Source organism: Sphingomonas sp. UV9, assembly GCF_004101245.1.
Classification (GTDB): Bacteria; Pseudomonadota; Alphaproteobacteria; order Sphingomonadales; family Sphingomonadaceae; genus Sphingomonas.
In genome coordinates, this window is sequence record NZ_SCIN01000001.1 from 451638 (window position 1) to 474345 (window position 22708).

Below are 22708 nucleotides of genomic sequence, written 5' to 3' on the forward strand. Positions count from 1 at the left end.
GCGGAACGGTCGACCCCGGAACAAGTCCGGGGTGACGGAGGGTAAGGACGGGCGCGCGCCTTCAGATGGAAGGCGCGCACCGGCATCAAAGCGCCTCCACCACGACTTCGCCATCCACAACCGCCGCAACCCGGACCCGCGCGCCGACCGCTGCATCAGCTCCGCGCGCCGGCCAGCTCCCGTCGCCGACCAGCACCCGGCCATGCCCGCCGGCAATTTCGGTTTCCACGACCACGACCTGTCCCACCAACCGCGCCGAGCGATCGTTCAACATCGGATCGCCCCCCTCGACGGGATAATCCCGGTACCAGCGCTTCCCGATCAGCACCGTTACCGCGCTCCACACAGCGAACGCGCCCAGTTGCGCCGCCACCGGCAAGTCCGGCAGCGCGAACACCACCACCCCGGTCACCGCCGCCGCGATCGCGAGGAACACCAGAAACACCCCCGGCACCGCAAGTTCGGCGATCCCGAGCAGCAGCGCCGCGATCAGCCACGTGCCAGCCGGGCCAATCGCGTCCATCACCCCTTCGGCACCTCGGTCGACTTCGACAACTCGAACGGCCCGCGCGGCGCAGGTTTGGCCGGCGGCGACGCGACCGCATCGCGCAACGCATCCTTCGCCAGCTCGCCAATCCCGCCCAGCGTCCCCATCAACTGCGTCGCCTCGACCGGGAACAGGATGGTCTTCGCGTTAGGAGAAGTCGCGAACTTCCCGATCGCCTCGACATATTTCTGCGCGATGAAATAGTTGATCGCCTGTGCGCCACCTTCCTCGATCGCCTGAGACACGGCGCGCGTCGCTGACGCCTCCGCCACCGCTGCCCGCTCGCGTGCCTCGGCGTCACGGAACGCCGACTCCTTGCGCCCCTCGGACTCGAGAATCCGCGCCTGCTTCTGCCCCTCGGCGCGCAGGATCTCCGACGCGCGCGAGCCCTCGGCATCGAGGATGTTCGCGCGCTTCTCGCGCTCGGCCTTCATCTGCCGCCCCATCGCGTTGACGATGTCGGCGGGCGGGCGGATGTCCTTGATCTCGACGCGGGTGATCTTCACGCCCCACGGTGTCGTCGCGTGATCGACGACGTTCAGCAACCGCGCGTTGATCTCGTCGCGCTTCGACAGCGTCTCGTCGAGATCCATCGACCCCATCACCGTGCGCAGGTTGGTCGTCGTGAGCTGCAACAGCGCCTGGTACAGGTCCGACACCTCGTACGCCGCCTTGGCCGAGTCGAGCACCTGGAAGAACACGACCCCGTCGGTCGAGATCATCGCATTGTCCTTGGTGATGATCTCCTGGCCGGGGATATCGATCACCTGCTCCATCATGTTCATCTTCCGCCCGACGCTGTAGAAAAACGCCGGGTAGAAATTGAAGCCGGGCCGCGCGACCGTGGTGAAGCGGCCAAAATGTTCGATCGTGTATTGATAGCCTTGGTGGACGACCTTGATGCTGGACATCAGGTAGAACAACACCAGCGCCAGCAGCAGCGCGGCAATGATCAGGCCCATCGAGAATCCCCCATTCGTGTATCGCCCCGCTATAGCACGTCGTGCGCTGGGGGGCCTAGCCGGATGCGCCCGCTTTGGTTACATGGCGCGCCACCCCAACCCCAGGATCGGCAGCTTCATGGATATCCGCCTCGGCCTCACCTTCGACGACGTCCTCCTGTATCCGGGGGAATCGGACGTGCTGCCCAGCCAGGCCGATACCCGCACGCAGCTGACGCGCGGCATCGCGCTCAACATCCCGATCCTGTCGTCCGCAATGGACACCGTCACCGAAGCGGACATGGCGATCGTCATGGCGCAGCTCGGCGGGATCGGCGTGCTCCACCGCAACCTGACCGTCGAGGAACAGGTCGTCGCCGTCCGTCAGGTCAAGCGCTTCGAATCGGGCATGGTGGTCAACCCGATCACGATCAAGCCGACCGCCACGCTCGGCGAGGCGCAGGCGCTGATGTCGGGTCACCGGATCAGCGGCATCCCGGTGGTAGAAGCGGACGGCAAGCTCGTCGGCATCCTCACCAACCGCGACGTGCGGTTCGCCGGCAACCCGCAACAGCCGGTCAGCGAGCTGATGACGCACGAGAATCTCGCCACCGTCTCGACCGAAGTCGGCAAGGAAGAGGCACGCCGCCTGCTGCACGCCCGTCGCATCGAGAAGCTGCTGGTCGTCGACAAGGACTATCGCTGCGTCGGCCTGATCACCGTCAAGGACATCGAGAAGGCGGTCATGTTCCCGGATGCGACCAAGGACGAAGCCGGCCGGCTTCGCGTCGCGGCAGCAACCACGGTCGGCGACAAGGGCTTCGACCGGACCGAGGCACTCGTCGACGCCGGCTGCGACTTGATCGTGATCGACACCGCACACGGCCACAACCGCGACGTCGGCCGCGCGGTCGAGCGCGTGAAGAAGCTCTCCAACTCGGTCCAGGTCGTCGCCGGCAACGTCGCCACCGCGGAAGCCACGCGCGCGCTGATCGGCGCGGGCGCGGACGGCATCAAGGTCGGTATCGGCCCCGGCTCGATCTGCACCACCCGCGTCGTCGCCGGCGTCGGCGTGCCGCAACTTACAGCGGTCATGGATTGCGCCGAGGCTGGCCACAAGGCGGGTGTGCCCGTCATCGCCGACGGCGGCATCCGCACCTCGGGCGACATGGCCAAGGCGCTTGCCGCCGGCGCCTCGACGGTAATGATCGGCTCGCTGCTCGCGGGCACCGACGAGGCCCCCGGCGAGACGTTCCTGTACCAGGGCCGCGCGTACAAGTCGTACCGCGGCATGGGCTCGGTCGGCGCGATGGGCCGCGGCTCGGCGGATCGCTATTTCCAGGGCGATATCAAGGATCAGCTCAAGCTCGTCCCCGAAGGCATCGAGGGCCAGGTCGCCTATAAGGGCCCGGCACGCGACGTCGTCCACCAGCTCGTCGGCGGCATCAAGGCGGCGATGGGGTATACCGGCTCGGCCACGATTTCCGACCTCCAGGCGCGCGCGGAGTTCGTCCAGATCACCGGTGCCGGGCTCATGGAGAGCCATGTCCACGACGTGACGATCACGCGGGAGGCCCCGAACTATCCGACTAGGTAAGGGCGACGGGGTTTTCAGTATAAACGTCATTCCCGCGGAGGCGGGAACCCATACGGGCTGGCGTCACGATAAAGATCGGACCGTCCGAGGATATGGATCCCCGCCTGCGCGGGGATGACTCCGGTGTTTTTTTGAAGCGGGACGTCCCCGTCATCCTCCGCATCTCATCCGTCATCCCCCCATCCGTCATCCCGGCGAAAGCCGGGACACATGGACACGGTGGACCCAGCGATAGCGAACTACCACCACCAACTCCGTAACCATGGGTCCCGGCGTTCGCCGGGATGACGTGGAGGGGAGGCGGGGGCGATCTAGACAAGGTGAGCGCAACCAAACGCCCGCTACCGACCCATCCCGCCCACTAACCCGAAATTATTCCCCTACCGCCCGCGCGACGGGCTAGGGGAGGGGATGATGACGAACACGATCTACCAAATCACCCGACCCCTCGCTCGTGCTGGAGCGGCAAAGTGACTCCCCCAGCCCGCACACAAGCCGCGATCGAGCTCCTCGACCAGATCATCGCCGCCGCCCGCGAGTCCGGCGCCGCCGCCGACACGCTGATCGCGCGCTACTTCGCCACCCGCCGCTACGCCGGCTCCAAGGACCGCCGCGCCGTCCGCGAACTCGTCTACGCCGCGATCCGCAAGGCCGGCGACCGTCCGGAGAACGGCCGCACCGCCATGCTCCTCGTCGCCGACGCCGATCCGGAGCTCGCCGCGACCTTCGACGGCTCGACCCACGCGCCAGCGCCGATCGAAAAGGACGAACCCCGCGCCCGCGCCGGCGTCGCCCCGCAGTGGCTGACCAAAGCCCTCCGCGCCTCCGGCCTCGACGGCGCCGCACTCACAGACCTCGCCGGCCGCGCCACGCTGGACCTGCGCGTCAACACGCTGATCTCGGACCGCGCGACCGTGCTCGCCGCGCTCCCCGAAGCCGAAGCCGAAGCCACCCCGCACGCGCCCGACGGCGTCCGCCTTCCCACCGGCACCAACGTCGAGGCGCTCCCGCTCTTCAACGAAGGCGCGCTCGAGGTGCAGGACGAGGGCAGCCAGATCGTCGGTCTGGCGATGCAGGCCAAGCCGGGCCAGCGGATCGTCGATCTCTGCGCTGGCGCCGGCGGCAAGACGCTCGCGCTCGCCGCGACGATGGCGAACGAGGGCGTGATCCTCGCCTGCGACACCGATCGCAACCGCCTGTCGCGCCTCGCCCCCCGCGCGACCCGCGCCGGCGCGACGATCGTCGAAAGCCGCCTGCTCAACCCGACGCGCGAGATCGAGGCGCTCAGCGAGTGGGCCGGTCGCGCCGACGGCGTGCTGGTCGACGCCCCCTGCTCGGGCACCGGCACATGGCGTCGCAACCCGGAAGCGCGCTGGCGGCTCACCCCCGACCGCGTCTCGCGGCTGCAATCGACGCAGCAGCAAGTGCTCTCGGTCGCCGCCACGCTCGTCAAGCCGGGCGGCGCGCTGGTCTACATCGTCTGCTCGCTGCTCGACGCCGAGGGCACCGACCAGGTGACGTGGTTCCTGAACGCGCATCCCGGCTGGACCACCGATGCCGTGTCGCTCCCGGCCGGCGCGAAGCACGGCCACGGCGTCCGCCTCGAACCCGGCCGCGACGGCACCGACGGCTTTTTTGTCGCGCGCCTCCGGGCCGCGTGCTAGCCAACCGCCCAACAGTCCGATTTGGGGCCCAACCTGTGACCCGCCTGGAGACGATCATGCGCTTTTCGTCCGTTGCCCTTGCCGCCGCGCTGACGGTCGTGTGCGTGTCGACATCGCTCAGCGGCCAGCGCCCCGACGCGCAGATCGACGCGCGCTCGATGCAGTTGCTTGCAGAGGGGCGCACGCTGATGACCGCGGGCAATCTCGACGGCGCGACGGACGTCCTGGAGACGTCGGTCGCGGTCGACCCGCGCAATCGCGGCGCGTTCCTGCTGCTCGCCAAGGTTGCCGAAACCCGTGACCTGCCCGGCAAGGCGATCCGCCTCTACCGCGAGGCGCTGTTGCTCGAGCCGAACGACGTCGCGGCGCTGAAGGGGCAGGGCGAGGCGCTCGTTGCCAAGGGCGCCGTCGTCCGCGCGAAGGACAACCTCGTCAAGATCCGCACGCTCTGCAAGGGCGCATGCCCCGAGGCCACGCAACTCTCGGCGGTGATCGCCAAGGGGCCTCCGATCACGACCGCACAGGTCGACAAGCCCACTGTTGCGGCGAAGGACTGACGCTTTTTGCATTGATCCTCCCCCGCCAGGGGGAGGTGGCAGCCGTCTTAGGCTGACGGAGGGGGAGGTAAGCGAAACCGCCGCTCCGTGTCCTCCCCCTGGCGGGGGATGATCGTCAAGTTCAGCCCACAGCCTTCGCCAGCGCGGTAAAATCCGCCACCGACAACGTCTCCGCCCGCCGCGTGGCCTCGACCCCGATCCGCTCCAGTGCATTGAGCGCGCCCGGTACGCCCTTCAGGCTCTGGCGCAGCATCTTGCGCCGCTGCCCGAACGCCGCCCCCGTCAGCCGCTCGAGCACCGCGAAGTTTACCCCCTCGGGCGCCTCGGTCGGCGTAAGGTGCACCACCGCCGACATCACCTTGGGCGGCGGCGTGAACGCCGACCGATGCACCGGCATCGCGATCCGCGCAGTCGAGCGCCACTGTGCCAGTACCGCGAGGCGCCCATAATGATCGTCGTTGGTCTTGGCGACGATCCGCTCGGCGACTTCCTTCTGGAACATCAGCGTGCACGACTGCCACCATGGCAGCCACGACGCCGACAGCCACCCGACCAGCAACGCGGTGCCAATGTTATAGGGCAGGTTCGACACGATATGCGGCTTGCCCTCGAACAGGCTGGGCGCGTCGATCTCCATCGCGTCACCCTCGATGACGCGCAGCATCCCCGGATACGCCTCGCCGAGCTCCGACAGCGCCGGGATACACCGCCGGTCGCGCTCGATCGCCGTCACCCGAGCACCCGCTGCGAGCAGCGCGCGGGTCAGGCCGCCAGGCCCGGGCCCGACCTCGAGCACTTCGGCATCGCGCAAATCGCCCGGCACCGCCGCGATCCGCTTCAGCAACTGCATGTCGAACAGGAAATTCTGGCCGAGCGCCTTGCTCGCGTTCAGCCCGTAGCGCGCGATCACCTCGCGCAGCGGGGGAAGCGCCGTTACCGCATCGCTCACGACTTGCAGGCTGCGGTTTGCGCGCGTCGGTCGGCCGCTTCGCCCGCCATAGCGATCGCCGCGATCATCGCGCCGGGTTCGGCCAGGTTCTTGCCCGCGATCGCAAACGCGGTGCCGTGGTCGGGCGAGGTCCGCACGATCGGCAGCCCCAGCGTCATGTTGACGCCCTCGTCGAAATGGATCGTCTTGAGCGGCACCAGCGCCTGGTCGTGATAGCAGCACATCACGACGTCATAGGTCGTGCGCGCCCGCGGGTGGAACATCGTGTCCGCGGCGAAGGGCCCGGTTGCGTCGATGCCTTCCTCGCGTAGGATCGCAATCGCCGGCGCGATGATCTCGATCTCCTCCCGCCCGAGCGCACCCTGTTCGCCCGCATGCGGATTGAACCCGGCAAAGGCGAGCCGCGGGTTTTCGATCCCGAAATTGCGCAACAGCCCGCGCGCCGTCGCGCGGCCCTTGGCGACGATCAGGTCGATCGTCAGCAGCGCGGAGACATCCTTCAAGGGCACGTGGGTCGTGATCGGCACGACCTTCAACGACGGGCCGGCCAGCATCATCACGGCATTGTCGCCCGCCACGCCGTAACGCTCGGCGACGAACTCGGTCTGCCCCGGATGACTGAAGCCGATCGCATATAGCTGCGACTTCGACACCGGCCCCGTCACCAGCGCGCGCGCCGCCCCGGTACGGACGAGCCCTACCGCCAGCTCGAGCGAATGCAGCGCACACCGCGCGCCATCGGCGTCGGGGTTTCCGGGAACGATCGTCCCGGCGGCGCCGATCGTCAGCACCGGCAGCGCATCGGCGAACGCCGTCGCGGCTTCGTTCATGTCCGCGACCCGCGCGATCGGGCCGGTCCAGACCCGCTCGATCGCGCGCGCATCGCCGACCGCCACGAACGGCGGCAGGCTATGCGTCACCCGTGCGTCCCATGCCTTGGCGATGATCTCGGGCCCGATCCCCGCAGGATCGCCCATCGATACCGCCAGCGGGTGGACGCGCGTCACGCCCCGATCACCATGTCGCGATCACCGATAGTCGACCACGGCATCGCGCCGCAGATCGCGCAGCTTCTGCTGGGCGCGCAGATTGACGCGCTGCTGTTCGAGCTGACCCTGGATCTGCTCCGAATTCGGCAGCGACCCGCCGGCCGCCTCGTCGCGACCGCACAGGACGAGCGCGCGCACACCCTGTTCCGCAGAACCGAACGGCGGCGTCGACTGACCGACCTGGAGCTTGAGCATGATTTCTTGCAGCTGTGGCGGCAGGTCGCGGATGCGGACCGTGTCGTTGTCGACCACTTCCGCGCCGATTCCGGCCGCGACCTTCTCGACGGTGCCGCAACCGCGCAATTCCTGCGTCGCCTTGGCGAATGCCTGGGCGCGCGCCGCCGCCTGCGCCTGGTTCGTGTTCGGCGGGAACTTCAACGTCAACTGCTTGAGGCTGAGCTTGGCATCGCGAGGATCGGCCGTCAGCACCTGGCGCTTGTCGGTCAGGTACAGGATCGAATAGCCGCCGGCGACCTCGATCGGACCTGCAACCTGGCCGACCTGCATCGTTGTCGCGGCTTCGGCCAAAGGAGGCGGCAGCGTCGCGGCGCGGATCCAGCCGAGATCACCGCCGACCGCACGGGTCGACGCTTCGGAGAACTGGCGCGCATAATATTCGAACGGCTGCGCGCCCTTCTGGATCTCCTGAAGGATCTGCTTGGCGTTGGTATAGACCTGCTGGCTGTTCGCCGGCGTCGCCGCGAGATAGATTTCCTTGAGGTTGAATTCGTCGGTACCCTTGGCCGCCTGGAGACGGTCGATGATCGACTTCACTTCCTCGTCGCCGACGTTGACGAACGGCTCGACGCGGCGTCGCAGATAGCGCTGCCATGCGAGCTCGCCCTCGATCTGGCGCTTCAGCGAGCGCTCTGACGACCCGGACTCGCGAAGATACACGCGCATCGCCTGGGGCGTGCGATTGAACCGCTTCGACACGCCGTCGTAGCTCTGCGTCAGCTCGGCGGGCGTGATCGTGATGTCGGCGGTCTTGGCCTCCTGGATCTGCAACGTCTCGTCGATCAGCTGGCGCAGCACCTGCAGCTTCAGCCGCTCGCGATCCTCGGGCGACAGTTTCGCCTCGTTCGCCATCGCCACCAACGCCACGCGCTGGTCGACGTCGGTACCGGTGATCACGGTGTCGTTGACGATCGCGGTCGGCTTGCGGACATTGGGGTCGAGCTTGCCGAAAATCTGGAGATTGGTCGGGATGTCGAGACCGGTATTGTCCGGCACGCTCTGGTCCTGGACCGTCTGGCCCGATCCGGCCTGACCCGGTGCGCCCTGTGGAGGAGCACTCTGTGGGGGAGCGCTCTGGGCGATCGCACTTGCCGCCAGCGCGGCCAGAACCACCGCACCGATCACACGGCTGCTACGCGCCGCCAGTCGAACATCATGCTTCAAGTGTCGGTATCCCATCATCGCACGCCGTACATCGCACCGTCATTGCCATGACGGCGCATATCCGGCGTTGCCCCAAAGTAGCTGAACGCGGGCTTAGCGGCCGAGGTTGGTGAAGGCCAGCGTCAACAGAAAGCTGTTCCCCTTCCGCGCGTCGCCGGTGTCGTTGTAGGTCCGCCGCCAGGTTCCGCCGAGACGCAGGCAGTCGTCCTCGTACTGGATGCCGATACGGTGGCGAATCGGCGTGAAGCCGTCGCTGCGGGACAACGGGTCTTCCGATGCGTTGGTCAGATCGACGACGCCCGAGCCGAACGCGGACCAGAACCGCGCGAACTGGACGCGGCCTGCCACGCGGGCCTCCTCGCGGTCGCGCAGATCCTCGATCGACGCGTCGATGTTGCGGTTGAGCTTCAGATAGCCGACCAGCACATAGGTCGCCCGCGAGCCGATCGTCGCGTCGACTTCGTTGCGGCGGATCGCAAAACCGTCCTTATCGAGTCGATAGCGGTGGACGATCGAGACGAAGTCGCGGAACCGAAGCTCGCTTCGCCCGACGATATCGGAGAACCGATCGCTCAGGCCGGTGCCATCGGGCAGGATGGTCGGACGCAGATCGAGGCGATAGCTCTGGCCGACATTGGTGGTGAAGCTGATGCCCGGCAGGTCGAGCGCCCATTCGCCACCATAGGTCATGCGCGACGAATCCTCGAACCGGTCATAGCCGGCGAACCGGTTGAGCGAGAAGAGATTGGTGTCGTCGAGATCGACCGCGCGCGAATCCTCGTTCGGCAAGGTGATGTTCGCGACTTTCGGCGCCGCGACGAACTGGACGCGCGGGGTGAAACGCTGCGTGCCGCCGAGGAAGGTGCCGATGAACGGCCATTTCACGTCGACCGCGACCGCGCCGATCGCGCGCTGATGAAAACCCTCCAACCCGCGATAGCTGATGTTGGTCGTCGCGAGCGTATCGTTGGTATTGTAAAGGTCGCCGCGCGCAAACGCGGTGAAGGTGACCTCCTGGCCCCAGTTGGTGAAGCGCCGCAGGTCCCATTGCAGGCTGGCAAACGCACGCTGCGTATCCTGGCCGTCGGTGCGCGTCAGCGCGAGCGTGTTCAACTGCAGCTGGAACCGGCCGCCGACCAGTCCGTCGTCGAAGCGTTTGCGATAATCGATTTCGGGCAACGCGATCGGCTGCTGGCCCTGGCTGTCGTTGACGCGCAACGTCTGCGCATACCAGCCGCTCAGCGAGAAATAGCTGCTGTCGTCGATCCGCTCCAGGCTGGCGGTGGTGCGCAGCCGGTCGTCGCGCGAGATGTCGTAGCGGCGCAGAAACGTCCGGTCGGTCGTCAGGCGCAGCGAACCGCTCGCGGTCCAGTTCGGGGACAGCTGATAGCGCGCCACGCCGTCGATATAGCCGCGGAATGCCATGCTCGTATCGGTCGGGTTGGCGGTCGTCAGGTCGTCGCTGCGCCGGCTCTCGGTCGCATAGGCGCGCACTTTAAACGCGCCCTTCGAATTGAGCGCGGAGTAATCGACCTGCGCCATCGGCAGCACGCTGCTGTAGATATGCGGGGTGATGACCAGCCCCTGGTTCGGGGCCAGCTTCCAATAATAGGGAATGCTGACTTCGACGCCGTTGACGCGGCTGTATCCGCCGTTCGGCGAGAGCAGCCCGCTGTCGCTGCCGCCACCGACCGGGTTGGAGAATTCGGGGAGCGGCAGGCTCGGCAGGCCGAACAGGTGCAGCCGCGCGCCCTTGTAGAAGATGCGCTTTCGCTCGGGGCGATAGGTGACTCGGACCGCCGTGATCTTCCACGTCGGTTCCTTCGGGCAACCCGCGGAATTGGTGACGCCGCACGGCGTATAGGCCGCGGTGCGCAGGTTGACCGTGCCGTCGGCGTCTCGCGTGCCCTGTTCCGCGGCGAGGCGCCCGCCCTGTTCGAGGACGACGAGCATGTTGTCGACCACGCCATCCTTCAGAGAATCGGTCAGGTTGATCTCGTCGCCGTACGCGATGTCGCCTTCGGGATTGGTCACCGCGATATTGCCGGTCGCGACGACCTTGCCGGTCTTGCGGTTCCACACGACCTTGTCGGCGCGTAGCCGGCTGCCCTGGCGGAACATGCGGACTTCACCGGTCGCAGTGACGATATCGGTGTTGGTGTTGTATTCCAGCGCGGTCGAGCTGAACTGCACCTGGTCTTCCGCGGGCGTCGCAGCCGACGCATTGGCGACCGGCGGGTCCTGTACCGGTGGCGCGACCGGACGGTTCTGGAAATCCTGAGCCTGCACGGGCGAGCTTGCCAGCCCGCACGCCAGCGCGAGCGAAACGGCACAACCCGTCAAAAGGTCGATACGCAACACGATCCGAACCAACCCCTTTGGCACTGGGCAGCCGTTTGCCGCCGTATCGCCCGCCTATCGCACCACCGGGGCTTCGCTGCAATCGCCGTGCGTCGGAGCGTACCCACCTTGCTTTGCCGGACCTGCGGCATCAACTTATGGGGTACGCACATCCGTTCAAAAGCTTCCCGAGGTTTCTTCATGCAGATCGTCTTCGCCCCGACCGTTCCCGCCAATGCCCCGATCCTCGCCATACCCGTTGCGAAGGACGGCGTGGCGAAGGTCACCTGGAGCGCGATCGGCGGCGATGTCGAGGCGATCGCGACCGGCGCGGCGACCGCGGCACGGTTCGCAGGCGAGGCCGGTTCGGTCGTCGAGCTGTTCGTGCCGGTCGACGGTGCGGTTCGCCAGGTCCTGCTCGTCGGCGTCGGCTGTGGCGAGACGGCCGACTGGGAGAAGGCTGGCGGCGCGATCACCGCGCGCCTGCTGACCTCGGGCGCGACGTCGGTCGTCGCCGATCTCTCCGCCGGTGCCACGCCAACCCCGAAGGCCGCCGCGCACTTCGCCGCCGCCGCCGCCCAGCGCGCATGGCGCTACGACACGTATCGCACCAAGCTCGCCGAGAAGTCGAAGCCAACGCTGACCGAGATCACCGTGGCCGGCGCCCCCGAGGGTATTGATGCGGCATGGGCCGAGCAGTTGGCCGTCACCGGTGGGCTCGACCTGACCCGCTGGCTCGTCACGTCCCCGCCCAACGTCGTCTATCCCGAGAGCTTCGTCGAGAAGGTGACCAAGGAGGTCGACGGCCTCGGGCTCGAGATCACCGTGCTCGACGAGGCGCAGATGACCGAGCTCGGCATGGGCTCGCTGCTCGGCGTCAGCCAGGGTTCGCGGCGTGAGGCGCGCATTCTCGCGCTCAAGTGGAACGGGGCAGGGGCCGATGCGCCGACCCTCGCGTTCGTCGGCAAGGGCGTGACGTTCGATTCGGGCGGCATCTCGATCAAGCCCGGCGCCGGCATGGAAGACATGAAGTGGGACATGGGCGGGGCAGGGGCCGTCGCCGGCGCGATGAAGGCGATCGCCGGGCGCAAGGCCAAGGCCAACGTCGTCGGCGTGATGGGTCTCGTCGAGAACATGCCCGATGGCGCCGCGCTGCGGCCGAGCGACGTCATCACCTCGATGTCGGGCCAGACGATCGAAGTGCTCAACACCGACGCCGAGGGTCGCCTCGTGCTCTGCGATTGCGTCACCTGGGTCCAGCAGGCGCACAAGCCGACCACGATCGTCGATCTCGCCACGCTGACCGGCGCGATGATCGTCGCGCTCGGCACCGAGAATGGCGGCATCTTCGCCAATGACGACGCGCTCGCCGACCAGCTGATCGCGGCGGGCAAGACCACCGGCGACACACTGTGGCGCTTCCCGCTGTCGCCGGCCTACGACAAGCTGATCGATTCGCCGATCGCCGACATGAAGAACGTCGGTCCCCGCGGCGCCGGCTCGATCACCGCGGCTCAGTTCATCAAGCGCTTCGTCGACGAGGGCGTGAAGTGGGCGCATCTCGACATCGCCGGCATGGTCTGGTCCGACAAGCCTGGTACCAACCACGACAAGGGTGCGACTGGCTACGGCGTGCGTCTGCTAGACCAGTTCGTCGCCGATAATTTCGAGGGGTAAGCCTGATCCCCTCCGTCACCCCGGACTTGTTCCGGGGTCTACCGTGCCGCATATCCTCACCCCGCTGATGTGCGGAACGGTGGATGCCGGAACAAGCCCGGCATGACGGAGCTCTGACGAATGCAGGTCGATTTCTACCATCTCACCACCCCGCTCGACCGCGTTCTCCCGCGCATCGCCGAGCGCGTCGTCCAGACCGGCGGCCGCCTGCTGATCGTCGCCGAACCCCAGGAGCAGCGCATCGCCCTCGATCGCCTGCTCTGGTCCTACGCCCCCGAGAGCTTCCTTCCCCACGCCCAGGCCGGCAGCAACGACGACTCTGCACAACCCATTCTAATCGCAGACGAAATACGCGAAGCGGCCCCCGCGAACGCGGCCCGCAACGTCGCCGTGGTAGACGGTCGTTGGCGTGACCTTATCCTAACCTTTGACCGCGGCTTCCACCTCTTCGACGACGAAGCGATCCAGGAAGCGCGCTTGGCTTGGAAGGCGCTGGCCGATCGCGACGGCGTCGAACGCCGCTACTGGAAACAGAACGACGCGGGGCGATGGGAGCAGGCCGCGTAGGTTGCTTTAACTGCGTCCCCCGCCTAAGCGCCGCGCATCCAACTACCGTCAACACAGGAGCCCGTGACCATCATGGCCGCGAACCGTACTTTTTCGATCATCAAGCCCGACGCAACCCGCCGCAACCTGACCGGTGCGGTCACCAAGATGCTCGAGGAAGCCGGCCTGCGCATCGTCGCTTCGAAGCGCATCCAGATGACCCGCGAGCAGGCCGAAGGCTTCTACGCGGTCCACAAGGAGCGTCCGTTCTTCGGCGAGCTCGTCTCGTTCATGATCTCGGGCCCGGTCGTCGTCCAGGTTCTCGAAGGCGAGAACGCGATGCAGCGCAACCGCGACATCATGGGCGCCACCAACCCCGCCAATGCCGACGCCGGCACGATCCGCAAGGAACTCGCCGAGTCGATCGAAGCCAACTCGGTTCACGGGTCGGATTCGGACGAGAACGCCGAGATCGAGATCGCCTATTTCTTCAAGCCCGAAGAAATCGTCGGCTGATGACCTGGCGGTTGCGACGGGCCGGGCCGGGCGATGCGCCCGCGCTGGCGCTCGTCGCATCCGCCTCGTTCCTGGATACCTATGCGAGCGTGCTCGCCGGTGCCGACATCATCGCGCACTGCACGACCAAAAACAGCATCGCCGTCTTCGAGACGTGGCTGGCCGATCCCGCGACGATCGTCACCCTCGCCGAATACGAGCCCGGCCACGCGCCGATCGGCTACACCGTGCTGACAGCACCGGACTTTCCAATCGAACCCGGCCCCGCGGACATCGAACTGCGCCGCATCTATCTGATGCAGCAGGCGCAAGGCTCGGGCTTTGGCGCCGCGTTGATGACCCGCGCGCTCGAAGACGCCGCGGCGGCAGACCGGACCCGAGTCCTGCTAGGCGTATGGGACCAGAACACCCGCGCCCGAGCCTTCTACGAACGGCAGGGCTTCAAGGTAATCGGCACCCGCCAGTTCACGGTCGGCACCACCCTCCACGACGACCCAGTCTACGCACGAGCGGTTTGAGCAGGGCAAGGCAACTCCTGCCCACTTGTTCTCCCGCGAAGGCGGGAGCCCAGGCTGGATCCCCGCCTTCGCGGGGAAACAAGCTGTAAAGCGCAACCTAGGCAGCCGGCTTTTCCTTCGCCCAGATAGCATCGAGCCTAGCCTGGTCCGCGCCACGCTGGCGAACGCGCAACCCCTGCAACGTCAATGACCGCCCGGAGAGGATCCCGCCGGCCTTCGTCTGCCAGATCACATCGTAAATCCCGCTTGCCGATCGCGTTGCATCGCCATCGGTATAGCGCACCGTGATGAACACCGGCAGCCGACCCGCCTGGTCGTCCGCGCCGCCATCGGTCGCCTTCAGCAACGCCTTCTCGAACCAGCTCCGCTGGATCTGATCGGTCAGCGCATCCTGTCGAGCGACGCCGAGGGCAGTCGGAAACGCGACGGTCGCATCGACGATCTCATGCTTCTCGTCGCGCAGGAGCATCAGCGACTCGCCATTTTCGGCCGCCACCGCGCGGATTTCGAAACGCTGGTCCTTCCGCGCCTCGCTAGCCCGCGCGCTCGCCTTCTCGGCATTGTCGGCGCTACGCTCGGACCAGTTGCTCCACAAGGTCAACGCCGCGATCAGCACGCCGGCAACGGCCAACACCTCGGCCAGCGTCACCCAGCGGCGGCGCGTCGCCGCAGCCTCGCGGCGTTCGGTCGGAGTCTCGCTGCTCATCGCCCGCCGGCTTCAAGCAGGCGGGCAGGGGCGGCCAGTTCCCAGCTGCGCGCGATCCGATCCTCGATCAGCGCCCAGTCAGGATCGCCGGTAAGCGTCATGCCGACCCATCCGGTAGCGCCGAGATAGGCGGGGCTGGAATAGACGGCGGGGTTTGCCTCGATCAGCATCGCCTGTTCGTCGCTGCCACCGGTCTTCACGCAGACTACGGTCAGCCCATCGCCGTGATGATCCTCGCGAAACTGCGCGAACTGCTTCTCGGCGACGAAGAAGGTGGGCTGGCCGTGCGAGATCTTTTCTTCGGTCTCGGGCAACGCAAGGGCCGCCGCACGGACGCGGTCGAGAGGGGACAGATCGGTCATCGCGTTACAAACTCCGCCAGCATCTTCGGGTACAGCGCATGTTCGGCAGCCAGCACGCGCTCCGCAAGCGCGTCCGCATCGTCATCGGCAAGGATCGGCACTTCCGCCTGCCCGAGCACCGCGCCGCCATCGAGTTCCTCGGTCACGACATGGACCGAGCACCCGCCGACCGCATCGCCCGCTGCGATCGCCCGACCATGCGTATCGAGCCCCTTGTACTTGGGCAGCAGCGACGGATGGATGTTGACGATCCGACCGCGCCAAGCGGCAACGAAGCCATCCGAAAGCAACCGCATATAGCCCGCCAGCGCGACGACCTCGACACCGGCCTCGCGCAAAGCCGCATCGATCGCCGTTTCATAGGCCGGCTTGCCGAGCCCCTTCGGCGACACCGCAAACGTCGCCAGCCCCTGCGACCGCGCCCAGTCGAGTCCCGCCGCATCCGGCTTGTCCGAGGCGACCAACGCGATCTCGTACGGACACTCCGCCGCGCGCGACGCGCCGACCAGAGCCATCATGTTCGATCCGCGCCCCGAGATCAGCACGCCGACGCGCGTCTTGTCAGCCATGCGTCGCGGTCCAGTTTTCGCGCGCGCTCCACGTACCGGCCGATCCACGGACGGTGCAGCCATGCGTTCCGGTCTCGATGCGCCCGATGGCGAACACCGTCTCGCTCGCCGCCTCCAGCGCTGCGGTTACCGCCTCGGCCTCGTCGGCGCTGACGATCACGACCATGCCGATCCCGCAGTTGAACGTGCGCGCCATCTCCTCCGGCTCGATCGCGCCCTGCGCCTGCAGGAACGCCATCAACCGCGACTGCTCCCACGCATCCGCATTGACCACCGCATGCATACCCTCGGGCAGCACGCGCGGGATATTCTCGAGCAGCCCGCCGCCGGTGATATGCGCCAGACCCTTGATCCGCCGCTCGCGCAGCAATGGCAGCAGGCTTGCGACATAGATGCGAGTCGGCGCCATCAGGTGATCGATCAGCAACCGGTCCTGGTCGAACAACGCCGGACGATCGAGCTTCCACCCGCGATCCGCGGCCAGCCGGCGAACCAGCGAGAAGCCGTTCGAATGCACCCCCGACGAGGCGAGCCCGAGCATCACGTCGCCCGCCGCGATCTCGCGTCCGGTCAGCACGTTGGTCCGCTCGACCGCGCCGACACAGAAGCCCGCCAGATCGTAATCGCCGTCCGCATACATGCCCGGCATCTCGGCAGTCTCGCCGCCGATCAGCGCGCAACCCGCGGTTTTGCAGCCTTCTGCGATCGAGGCGACGACACGCTCGGCGACTGCGGCATCAAGCTTCCCGCTCGCATAATAATCGAGGAAGAACAGTGGCTCCGCACCCTGCACGATCAGGTCGTTGACGCACATCGCAACCAGGTCGACGCCGACGCCTTCATGCCGATCCCATTCGATCGCGAGTTTCAGCTTGGTGCCGACGCCGTCGTTTGCGGCCACCAGCAACGGATCGACGAACCCGGCGGCCTTTAGGTCGAACATGCCCCCGAACCCGCCCAGATCGGCATCCGCCCCCGGCCGCCGCGTCGACCGTGCCAGCGGTGCGATGGCGCGCACCAGCGCGTTGCCCGCGGCGATCGAAACACCTGCCTGGGCGTAGGTGTAGGGGCCCGAAGCGGGGGCGGCGGAGTCTGGCGTATCGGTCATGATCGGTGCTGCTAGCCACATCGCGCTTGGATTTCCACGTCTGCTTCGCCAAAAGGCCCGCGTGATGCGTCTCCGTACCCTTCCCACCGCGCTTGCCGGCGCTGCTCTTTTACTGAGCGGGGGAGCCGTGCTCGCGCAGATCGAGGGCGGCAGCCGAGGCGCGGCACCCATCGACAGCGGTAGCGCGTACGAGGTCAGCGGCGTCACAGTAGACGTCGCGGGCAAGACCGCCGATGCCGCGCGGTACAGCGGCTGGCGGCTCGCGCAGCGCAAGGCGTGGGTGCAATTGTCCAACCGACTGGGCGGCGGCGGTGCCCTCGTCTCCGATGGGACGCTCGATTCGCTCGTCTCCGGAATCGTCGTCGAAAACGAACAGATCGGCCCGCAGCGCTACATCGCCAAGCTCGGCGTGCTGTTCGATCGTACCCGCGCCGGCTCGATTCTTGGCATCTCGACCTATGCCGATCGCTCGCAGCCGATGCTGACCATCCCGATCCAATATTCCGGCGGCGTCGGCCAGGCGTTTGAACAGAGCACGCAGTGGCAGCAGGCTTGGGCGCGCTATCGCACCGGCAACAGCAGCATCGATTACGTCCGCCCGTCCGGCTCCGGTCCCGACGCATTGTTGCTCAACGTCGGCCAGACTCAGCGGCCGGGTCGCGGCTGGTGGCGGACGATCCTCGACCAATATGGCGCGAGCGATGTGCTCATCCCGGTCGTGAAGCTGTATCGCCAATGGCCCGGCGGCCCGGTGATCGGCGTGTTCGAAGCGCGGCACGGCCCTGACAACGACCTGATCGGCCGCTTCACCCTGCGCGTCGGCACGCCTGACGGAATCCCGCAGTTGCTCGATACCGGTGTGAAGCGGATCGACGACCTGTACCAGCAGGCGCGTCGCAACGGCTCGCTCCGCGTCGACTACAGCCTGTCGCCGCCACCGACGCCCGAAGCCGCGGAAACCGATGACCTGCCGGCCGACGAGACCGCCGACGCCAATACCGCGGCGCTGACCGGCGGCGAGGGCATCTCGGTCACCGTCCAGTTCGACACGCCCGCCGCGACCGCGGTGTCGTCCACCGAGGCCGCGTTGCGCGCGATCCCCGGCGTCCGCTCGGCTGCGACGACCAGCCTCGCGCTCGGCGGCGTGTCGTTGATGCGCGTCGCCTATGACGGCGATCCTGCGGCGCTGAAGACCGCACTCGAAGCGCGCGGCTACCAGGTCTTCGGCTCGGGCCAGACGATCCGCATCCGCCGGGTTTCCCAACTTCTTCCGCCGGACCTTCCCGCGGATACCGTGACGACAGGGTGAGCGCGACCAAGATGACTCAAATCGCGCTGCCACTCGGGTGGCCGGCGGACCCTCGCGACGACGCCTTCCTGGTTACCCCTTCGAACGCCCGTGCGGTGCATACGCTCGAGCATACCGCGACCTGGCCCGTCATGACCGCCATCCTTACCGGCCCGCGCAAATCGGGTCGTAGCCTGCTGTCGCGCATCTTCGCCGCAAAAACCGGCGGGACGATCATCGACGATGCCGAGCGCGTGCCCGAGGCGCAGCTCTTCCACGCCTGGAACCGCGCGCAGGAGGAGCACAAGCCTCTCCTGATCGTCGCCGATGCAGCACCGCCCGAGTGGAAGGTGAAGCTTCCCGACCTGCGCTCGCGCCTTGCCGCCAGCCCGATCGCGGCGATCGGCGCGCCCGACGACGAACTCATGCGTCTGCTCCTCGCGCATCTGTTCGAGCGCCGCAGCCTCGATGCTCGGCCCGATCTGGTCGACTGGCTGGCCACCCGAATTGAGCGTAGTCATATTACCGTAACGCGAACCGTCGATGCGCTGGATCAGGAGGCGATGGAACGCCGCAAGCGCTTGTCCATTCCTCTGGCACGAACCACACTGACCGAGGCCGGACTGATCTTCCGTCCGCAATTCGCTCTCGACCTGCCGCTCCTGACGCCACCATAAGACCCCAAGAGGACCGATGAACCGTCCAGCGCATATCGTCCGCCAATCGGAGGACGACGACGATCCCATCGGCGCAGAGCCGAACGACCGGTTCTTCAACCGCGAACTCTCCTGGCTGGCGTTCAACCGCCGCGTGTTGGAAGAGGCGTGCAATCCCGCGCACCCGCTGCTGGAACGGCTGCGCTTCCTGTCGATCTCGGGCTCGAATCTCGACGAGTTCTTCATGGTCCGCGTCGCCGGCCTGAAGGGCCAGCAGACGCAGGACGTCGACCGGCGCTCGGCTGACGGCCTCACCGCAGGCCAGCAGCTGACCGCGATCGTCCGCGAAGCCGACGCGTTGATGGCTAGCCAGCAGGCCGTATGGGGCGATCTTCGCGTTTTGCTCGACGAAGCCGGATTGTTCGCGCTGCGTCGTGAAGCGATCGACGGCGAGGCCGACGAGTGGCTCGAAACGCATTTCCGCGACCAGATCTTCCCGATCCTGACCCCGCAGGCGCTCGACCCCGCGCACCCGTTCCCGTTCATCCCGAACCGCGGCCTGTCGGTAATCTTCGACCTCGTCCGCCGTTCGGATAACGAACCGGTGCGCGAGCTCGTCATGCTCCCGCATACGATGGCCCGCTTCGTCCGCCTGCCCGGCGAGCCGGCGCGCTATATCGCGATCGAGACGTTGCTCAAGCGGTTCGCACCCGTGTTGTTCCCCGGCTATGAGGTGCTCGCCGCCGCCAGCTTCCGCGTGCTGCGCGACAGCGACATGGAGATCGAGGAGGAGGCCGAGGATCTCGTCCGGTACTTCGCCAACGCGATCAAGCGCCGCCGCCGCGGCCGCGTGATCCGGCTCGAACTCGAAACCGGCATCCCCGACGTGCTCGCCGCCGTGCTCAAGGATGAACTCGGCGGCGCGGATGCGATCATCACCGAGAGCGGCAACCTGCTCGGCATCGTCGATCTCGACGGGCTGGTCGACGAGGATCGCCCTGACCTGAAATTCCCGCCGTTCACCCCGCGCTTCCCAGAGCGGATCCGCGAATTCGGCGGCGATTGCTTTGCGGCGATCAAGGCCAAGGACATCGTCGTCCACCACCCGTACGAGACATTCGAGGTGGTGCTCGCCTTCCTGAAGCAAGCCGCGAACGACCCGGATGTGGTGGCGATCAAGCAGACGCTTTACCGCGCCGGCAAGCAGCCAGCGGTCATCAACGCGCTGATCGCCGCCGCCGAGGCGGGCAAGTCCGTGACGGCCGTCGTCGAACTGAAGGCGCGGTTCGACGAAGAACAGAACATGGTCTGGGCCTCCGCGTTGGAGCGCGCAGGCGTGCAGGTGGTCTACGGCTTCATCGACTGGAAGACGCACGCAAAGGTCTCGCTGGTCGTCCGCCGCGAAGGCTCGGCATTCCGCACCTACTGCCATTTCGGCACCGGCAATTATCACCCGGTGACCGCCAAGATCTACACCGACATCAGCTTCTTCACCGCCGATGCCGCGGTCGGACGCGATGCGGCGCAGATGTTCAACTACATCACCGGCTACGTCGAACCGACCGACATGGCGCGCGTCAGCCTGTCGCCGCGTGACCTCCGCCAAAATTTGATGAACCTGATCGACATCGAGATCGCCAACGCCCGAGCCGGCAAGCCCGCCAGCGTCTGGGCGAAGATGAACTCGCTGGTCGACCCCGCGGTGATTGAAAAGCTGTACGAGGCGAGCGGGGCCGGGGTCGAGATCGACCTCATCATCCGCGGCATCTGCTGCCTGCGTCCCGGCGTGCCCGGCTTGTCCGAGACGATCCGCGTGAAGTCGGTGATCGGGCGGTTCCTCGAGCACAGCCGGATCTGGGCGTTCGGCAACGGCAAGGCTCTTCCCAACGATGGGGCGAAGCTCTTCATCTCGTCGGCCGACTGGATGCCGCGCAACTTCGATCGGCGCGTCGAATACATGCTGCCGATCCTCAATCCGACCGTCCACGACCAGATCCTCGATCAGGTCATGGTCGCGAACCTCATCGACAACGAGCAGAGCTGGGAGCTAGGCCCCGACGGCGAATACACCCGCGTCGATCCCGGCGACCGTCCGTTCAACCTGCATCGGTATTTCATGACCAACCCGTCGCTCTCCGGCCGTGGCGCCTCGCTCGCGACCAGCAACGCCGTGCCGACCCTGTCTCTGCGCCGCAAACGTTGAGCGTGACCAACATCCTGTTCGGCACCTCGAAACCCAAGGTCGAAACCGACGATCACCCACGGACGGGGATCATCGATATCGGCTCGAACTCGATCCGCCTGGTGGTCTATCAGGGGCCGCCGAGGTTGCCAGCGATCCGGTTCAACGAGAAGGTCCTCGCTGGGCTAGGTCGCGGACTGGCGGCTACGGGCGCAATCGAGAAGTCTGCGCTGAAGACAGCGCGGGTCGCGTTGGCGCGTTTCGCGGCCGTTGCGCGCGAGATGGAATGCTCAACCTTGCGCACCGTCGCCACGGCGGCGGTACGCGATGCGAAGAACGGCGGCGAACTTATTGCCACCGCTGAAAATCTCGGCCTGACGGTCGAAACGCTGTCGGGCGAACAGGAAGCGAGCGCCGCCGGCTATGGCGTGCTCTCCGCGATACCCGACGCGGAAGGCATCGTCGGCGATCTCGGCGGCGGCAGTCTGGAACTGGTCCGCGTCCGCCGCGGCAAGATCGAGGACCGCGTCTCGTTTCCGTTGGGCGTGCTGCGCATCGGCCCGATCCGGGCGAAGCGTGGCAAGGTGCTCGAACGCTATGTCGCGCGCCTGGTCCGCGACGCCGGCTGGACCGCCAAGGGGCAGGGGCTTCCGCTGTATCTCGTCGGCGGGTCGTGGCGCGCGCTCGCCCGGCTCGACATGGAGTTGTCGGACTATCCGCTGCCGATCATCCATCAATATCCGATGACTGCCGCGACGATCACGCGCCTCAGCCGGACAATACCGCAGCTCTCGAAACCTCGCCTCAAGGCGATCCCCGGACTTTCGTCCGGCCGCACCTCAACGCTGGCCGACGCGGCCGCGCTGCTCGGCGTGCTGATGCGCCAACTCGGCAGCAAGACGACTGTCGTGTCCGCCTATGGCCTCCGCGAAGGGCTGCTCTACGGCGACCTGGAACCCAAGACCCGCGCACTCGATCCGCTGATCGTCGCCGCGCGTGAAGAGGGGCGCCTGCTCGGCCGCTTTCCCGAACACGGCGACCTTCTCGATCGCTGGATAGCCCCGCTGTTCGTGACGGAGCCGCCGGCGCTGGCCCGCATCCGCCACACAGCGTGTCTCCTTGCCGACGTAGGCTGGCGCGCCAACCCCGAGTTCCGCGCCGAACGCGGGGTCGAGATCGCGCTCCACGGCAATTGGGTGGCGATCGACGCGCCGGGTCGCGCGATGCTGGCGCAGGCGCTCTACACGAGCCTTGGCGGCGAGCTCTCGGCGGCAGACCCTGTGGAGCGACTGGCATCCCCAGCAGCCGTTAAAACCGCGACCGCCTGGGGTCTCGCGATGCGCCTAGGCCAGCGCATGAGCGGCGGCCTCGCAGGACCGCTCAAGCGATCAAACCTTGCAGACGACGGGGTCGCGCTGACACTGACCCTACAGGCGGTTGATCGCGGCTTGTACGGCGAGGCTGTCGAACGCCGTCATGCTGCGCTAGCGACGGCACTTGGCCGCAAGGCACTACTCGCTTTGGTCTGACGTTCT

The 22708-nt window shown here is 66.9% G+C and carries 21 protein-coding genes; 11 read left to right on the forward strand and 10 right to left on the reverse strand.

Features of this window, described 5'->3' with window-relative positions; all coding sequences use genetic code 11:
• Positions 1-85 precede the first annotated feature (85 nt).
• Both EQZ23_RS01790 and EQZ23_RS01795 read right to left on the reverse strand, forming a co-directional pair.
• Positions 86-523, reverse strand: a complete 438-nt coding sequence (locus tag EQZ23_RS01790; RefSeq protein WP_128453538.1) for an NfeD family protein — start codon at positions 521-523, stop codon at positions 86-88.
• On the reverse strand, positions 523-1509 hold the full coding sequence (locus EQZ23_RS01795; RefSeq protein ID WP_128452762.1) for an SPFH domain-containing protein: 987 nt from the start codon (positions 1507-1509) through the stop codon (positions 523-525). Before EQZ23_RS01795 ends, EQZ23_RS01790 begins: the two co-directional genes overlap by 1 nt.
• Positions 1510-1627: 118 nt before the next feature.
• Between EQZ23_RS01795 and guaB the strand changes: the two genes are divergently transcribed.
• From guaB to EQZ23_RS01810, 3 genes are all read left to right on the forward strand, one after another.
• Entirely contained in the window at positions 1628-3085 is a 1458-nt protein-coding gene (gene guaB / locus EQZ23_RS01800; protein WP_128453539.1) for an IMP dehydrogenase, read from the forward strand.
• 470 nt (positions 3086-3555) lie between these two features.
• A complete protein-coding gene (locus tag EQZ23_RS01805; protein WP_128452763.1) occupies positions 3556-4749 on the forward strand; it encodes an RsmB/NOP family class I SAM-dependent RNA methyltransferase in 1194 nt (397 codons plus the stop codon).
• 56 nt (positions 4750-4805) lie between these two features.
• Positions 4806-5306, forward strand: coding sequence for a hypothetical protein (locus EQZ23_RS01810; RefSeq protein WP_128452764.1), 501 nt, complete (start codon positions 4806-4808; stop codon positions 5304-5306).
• A gap of 121 nt (positions 5307-5427) precedes the next feature.
• Here the strand turns inward: EQZ23_RS01810 and rsmA are convergent, their stop codons facing one another.
• From rsmA to lptD, 4 genes are all read right to left on the reverse strand, one after another.
• Complete coding sequence (rsmA, locus tag EQZ23_RS01815) at positions 5428-6255, reverse strand: 16S rRNA (adenine(1518)-N(6)/adenine(1519)-N(6))-dimethyltransferase RsmA (protein ID WP_240663122.1); 828 nt, start codon at positions 6253-6255, stop codon at positions 5428-5430.
• Complete coding sequence (gene pdxA, locus EQZ23_RS01820) at positions 6252-7262, reverse strand: 4-hydroxythreonine-4-phosphate dehydrogenase PdxA (RefSeq protein ID WP_128452765.1); 1011 nt, start codon at positions 7260-7262, stop codon at positions 6252-6254. The genes rsmA and pdxA overlap by 4 nt, the downstream gene beginning before the upstream one ends.
• Positions 7263-7283: 21 nt before the next feature.
• Positions 7284-8705, reverse strand: coding sequence for a peptidylprolyl isomerase (locus EQZ23_RS01825; protein WP_240663124.1), 1422 nt, complete (start codon positions 8703-8705; stop codon positions 7284-7286).
• A gap of 93 nt (positions 8706-8798) precedes the next feature.
• Positions 8799-11066, reverse strand: coding sequence for an LPS assembly protein LptD (gene lptD, locus EQZ23_RS01830; RefSeq protein WP_240663126.1), 2268 nt, complete (start codon positions 11064-11066; stop codon positions 8799-8801).
• Positions 11067-11246: 180 nt separating this feature from the next.
• Between lptD and EQZ23_RS01835 the strand changes: the two genes are divergently transcribed.
• From EQZ23_RS01835 to EQZ23_RS01850, 4 genes are all read left to right on the forward strand, one after another.
• Entirely contained in the window at positions 11247-12722 is a 1476-nt protein-coding gene (locus EQZ23_RS01835) for a leucyl aminopeptidase (protein WP_128452766.1), read from the forward strand.
• 120 nt (positions 12723-12842) lie between these two features.
• Complete coding sequence (locus tag EQZ23_RS01840; protein ID WP_128452767.1) at positions 12843-13289, forward strand: DNA polymerase III subunit chi; 447 nt, start codon at positions 12843-12845, stop codon at positions 13287-13289.
• A 72-nt stretch (positions 13290-13361) separates the two neighbouring features.
• Positions 13362-13784: a nucleoside-diphosphate kinase gene (gene ndk / locus EQZ23_RS01845; protein WP_128452768.1), complete on the forward strand. Its 423-nt coding sequence runs from the start codon at positions 13362-13364 to the stop codon at positions 13782-13784.
• Complete coding sequence (locus EQZ23_RS01850) at positions 13784-14302, forward strand: GNAT family N-acetyltransferase (protein WP_128452769.1); 519 nt, start codon at positions 13784-13786, stop codon at positions 14300-14302. Before ndk ends, EQZ23_RS01850 begins: the two co-directional genes overlap by 1 nt.
• 97 nt (positions 14303-14399) lie before the next feature.
• Here EQZ23_RS01850 and EQZ23_RS01855 read toward each other — a convergent pair whose 3' ends face one another.
• Genes EQZ23_RS01855 through purM form a run of 4 tightly spaced genes read right to left on the reverse strand, consistent with a single transcriptional unit; the run spans position 14400 to position 17047 of the window.
• Positions 14400-15008 (reverse strand): hypothetical protein, encoded by a 609-nt coding sequence (locus tag EQZ23_RS01855; RefSeq protein WP_128452770.1) that lies wholly within the window; start codon positions 15006-15008, stop codon positions 14400-14402.
• Complete coding sequence (locus EQZ23_RS01860) at positions 15005-15370, reverse strand: MmcQ/YjbR family DNA-binding protein (RefSeq protein ID WP_128452771.1); 366 nt, start codon at positions 15368-15370, stop codon at positions 15005-15007. The genes EQZ23_RS01855 and EQZ23_RS01860 overlap by 4 nt, the downstream gene beginning before the upstream one ends.
• Positions 15367-15939: a phosphoribosylglycinamide formyltransferase gene (purN, locus tag EQZ23_RS01865; RefSeq protein WP_128452772.1), complete on the reverse strand. Its 573-nt coding sequence runs from the start codon at positions 15937-15939 to the stop codon at positions 15367-15369. Before purN ends, EQZ23_RS01860 begins: the two co-directional genes overlap by 4 nt.
• Positions 15932-17047: a phosphoribosylformylglycinamidine cyclo-ligase gene (gene purM / locus EQZ23_RS01870; RefSeq protein ID WP_128452773.1), complete on the reverse strand. Its 1116-nt coding sequence runs from the start codon at positions 17045-17047 to the stop codon at positions 15932-15934. The genes purN and purM overlap by 8 nt, the downstream gene beginning before the upstream one ends.
• 64 nt (positions 17048-17111) lie before the next feature.
• Here purM and EQZ23_RS01875 point away from each other — a divergent pair, with 64 nt between their 5' ends.
• The 4 genes from EQZ23_RS01875 to EQZ23_RS01890 are packed head-to-tail and all read left to right on the forward strand — an operon-like array spanning position 17112 to position 22702.
• Positions 17112-18356, forward strand: coding sequence for a heavy-metal-associated domain-containing protein (locus EQZ23_RS01875; RefSeq protein WP_128452774.1), 1245 nt, complete (start codon positions 17112-17114; stop codon positions 18354-18356).
• 11 nt (positions 18357-18367) lie between these two features.
• Complete coding sequence (locus tag EQZ23_RS01880; RefSeq protein WP_128452775.1) at positions 18368-19012, forward strand: DnaA/Hda family protein; 645 nt, start codon at positions 18368-18370, stop codon at positions 19010-19012.
• A gap of 16 nt (positions 19013-19028) precedes the next feature.
• On the forward strand, positions 19029-21194 hold the full coding sequence (locus EQZ23_RS01885) for an RNA degradosome polyphosphate kinase (protein WP_128452776.1): 2166 nt from the start codon (positions 19029-19031) through the stop codon (positions 21192-21194).
• A 2-nt stretch (positions 21195-21196) separates the two neighbouring features.
• On the forward strand, positions 21197-22702 hold the full coding sequence (locus EQZ23_RS01890; protein ID WP_128452777.1) for a Ppx/GppA family phosphatase: 1506 nt from the start codon (positions 21197-21199) through the stop codon (positions 22700-22702).
• Positions 22703-22708: the final 6 nt, after the last annotated feature.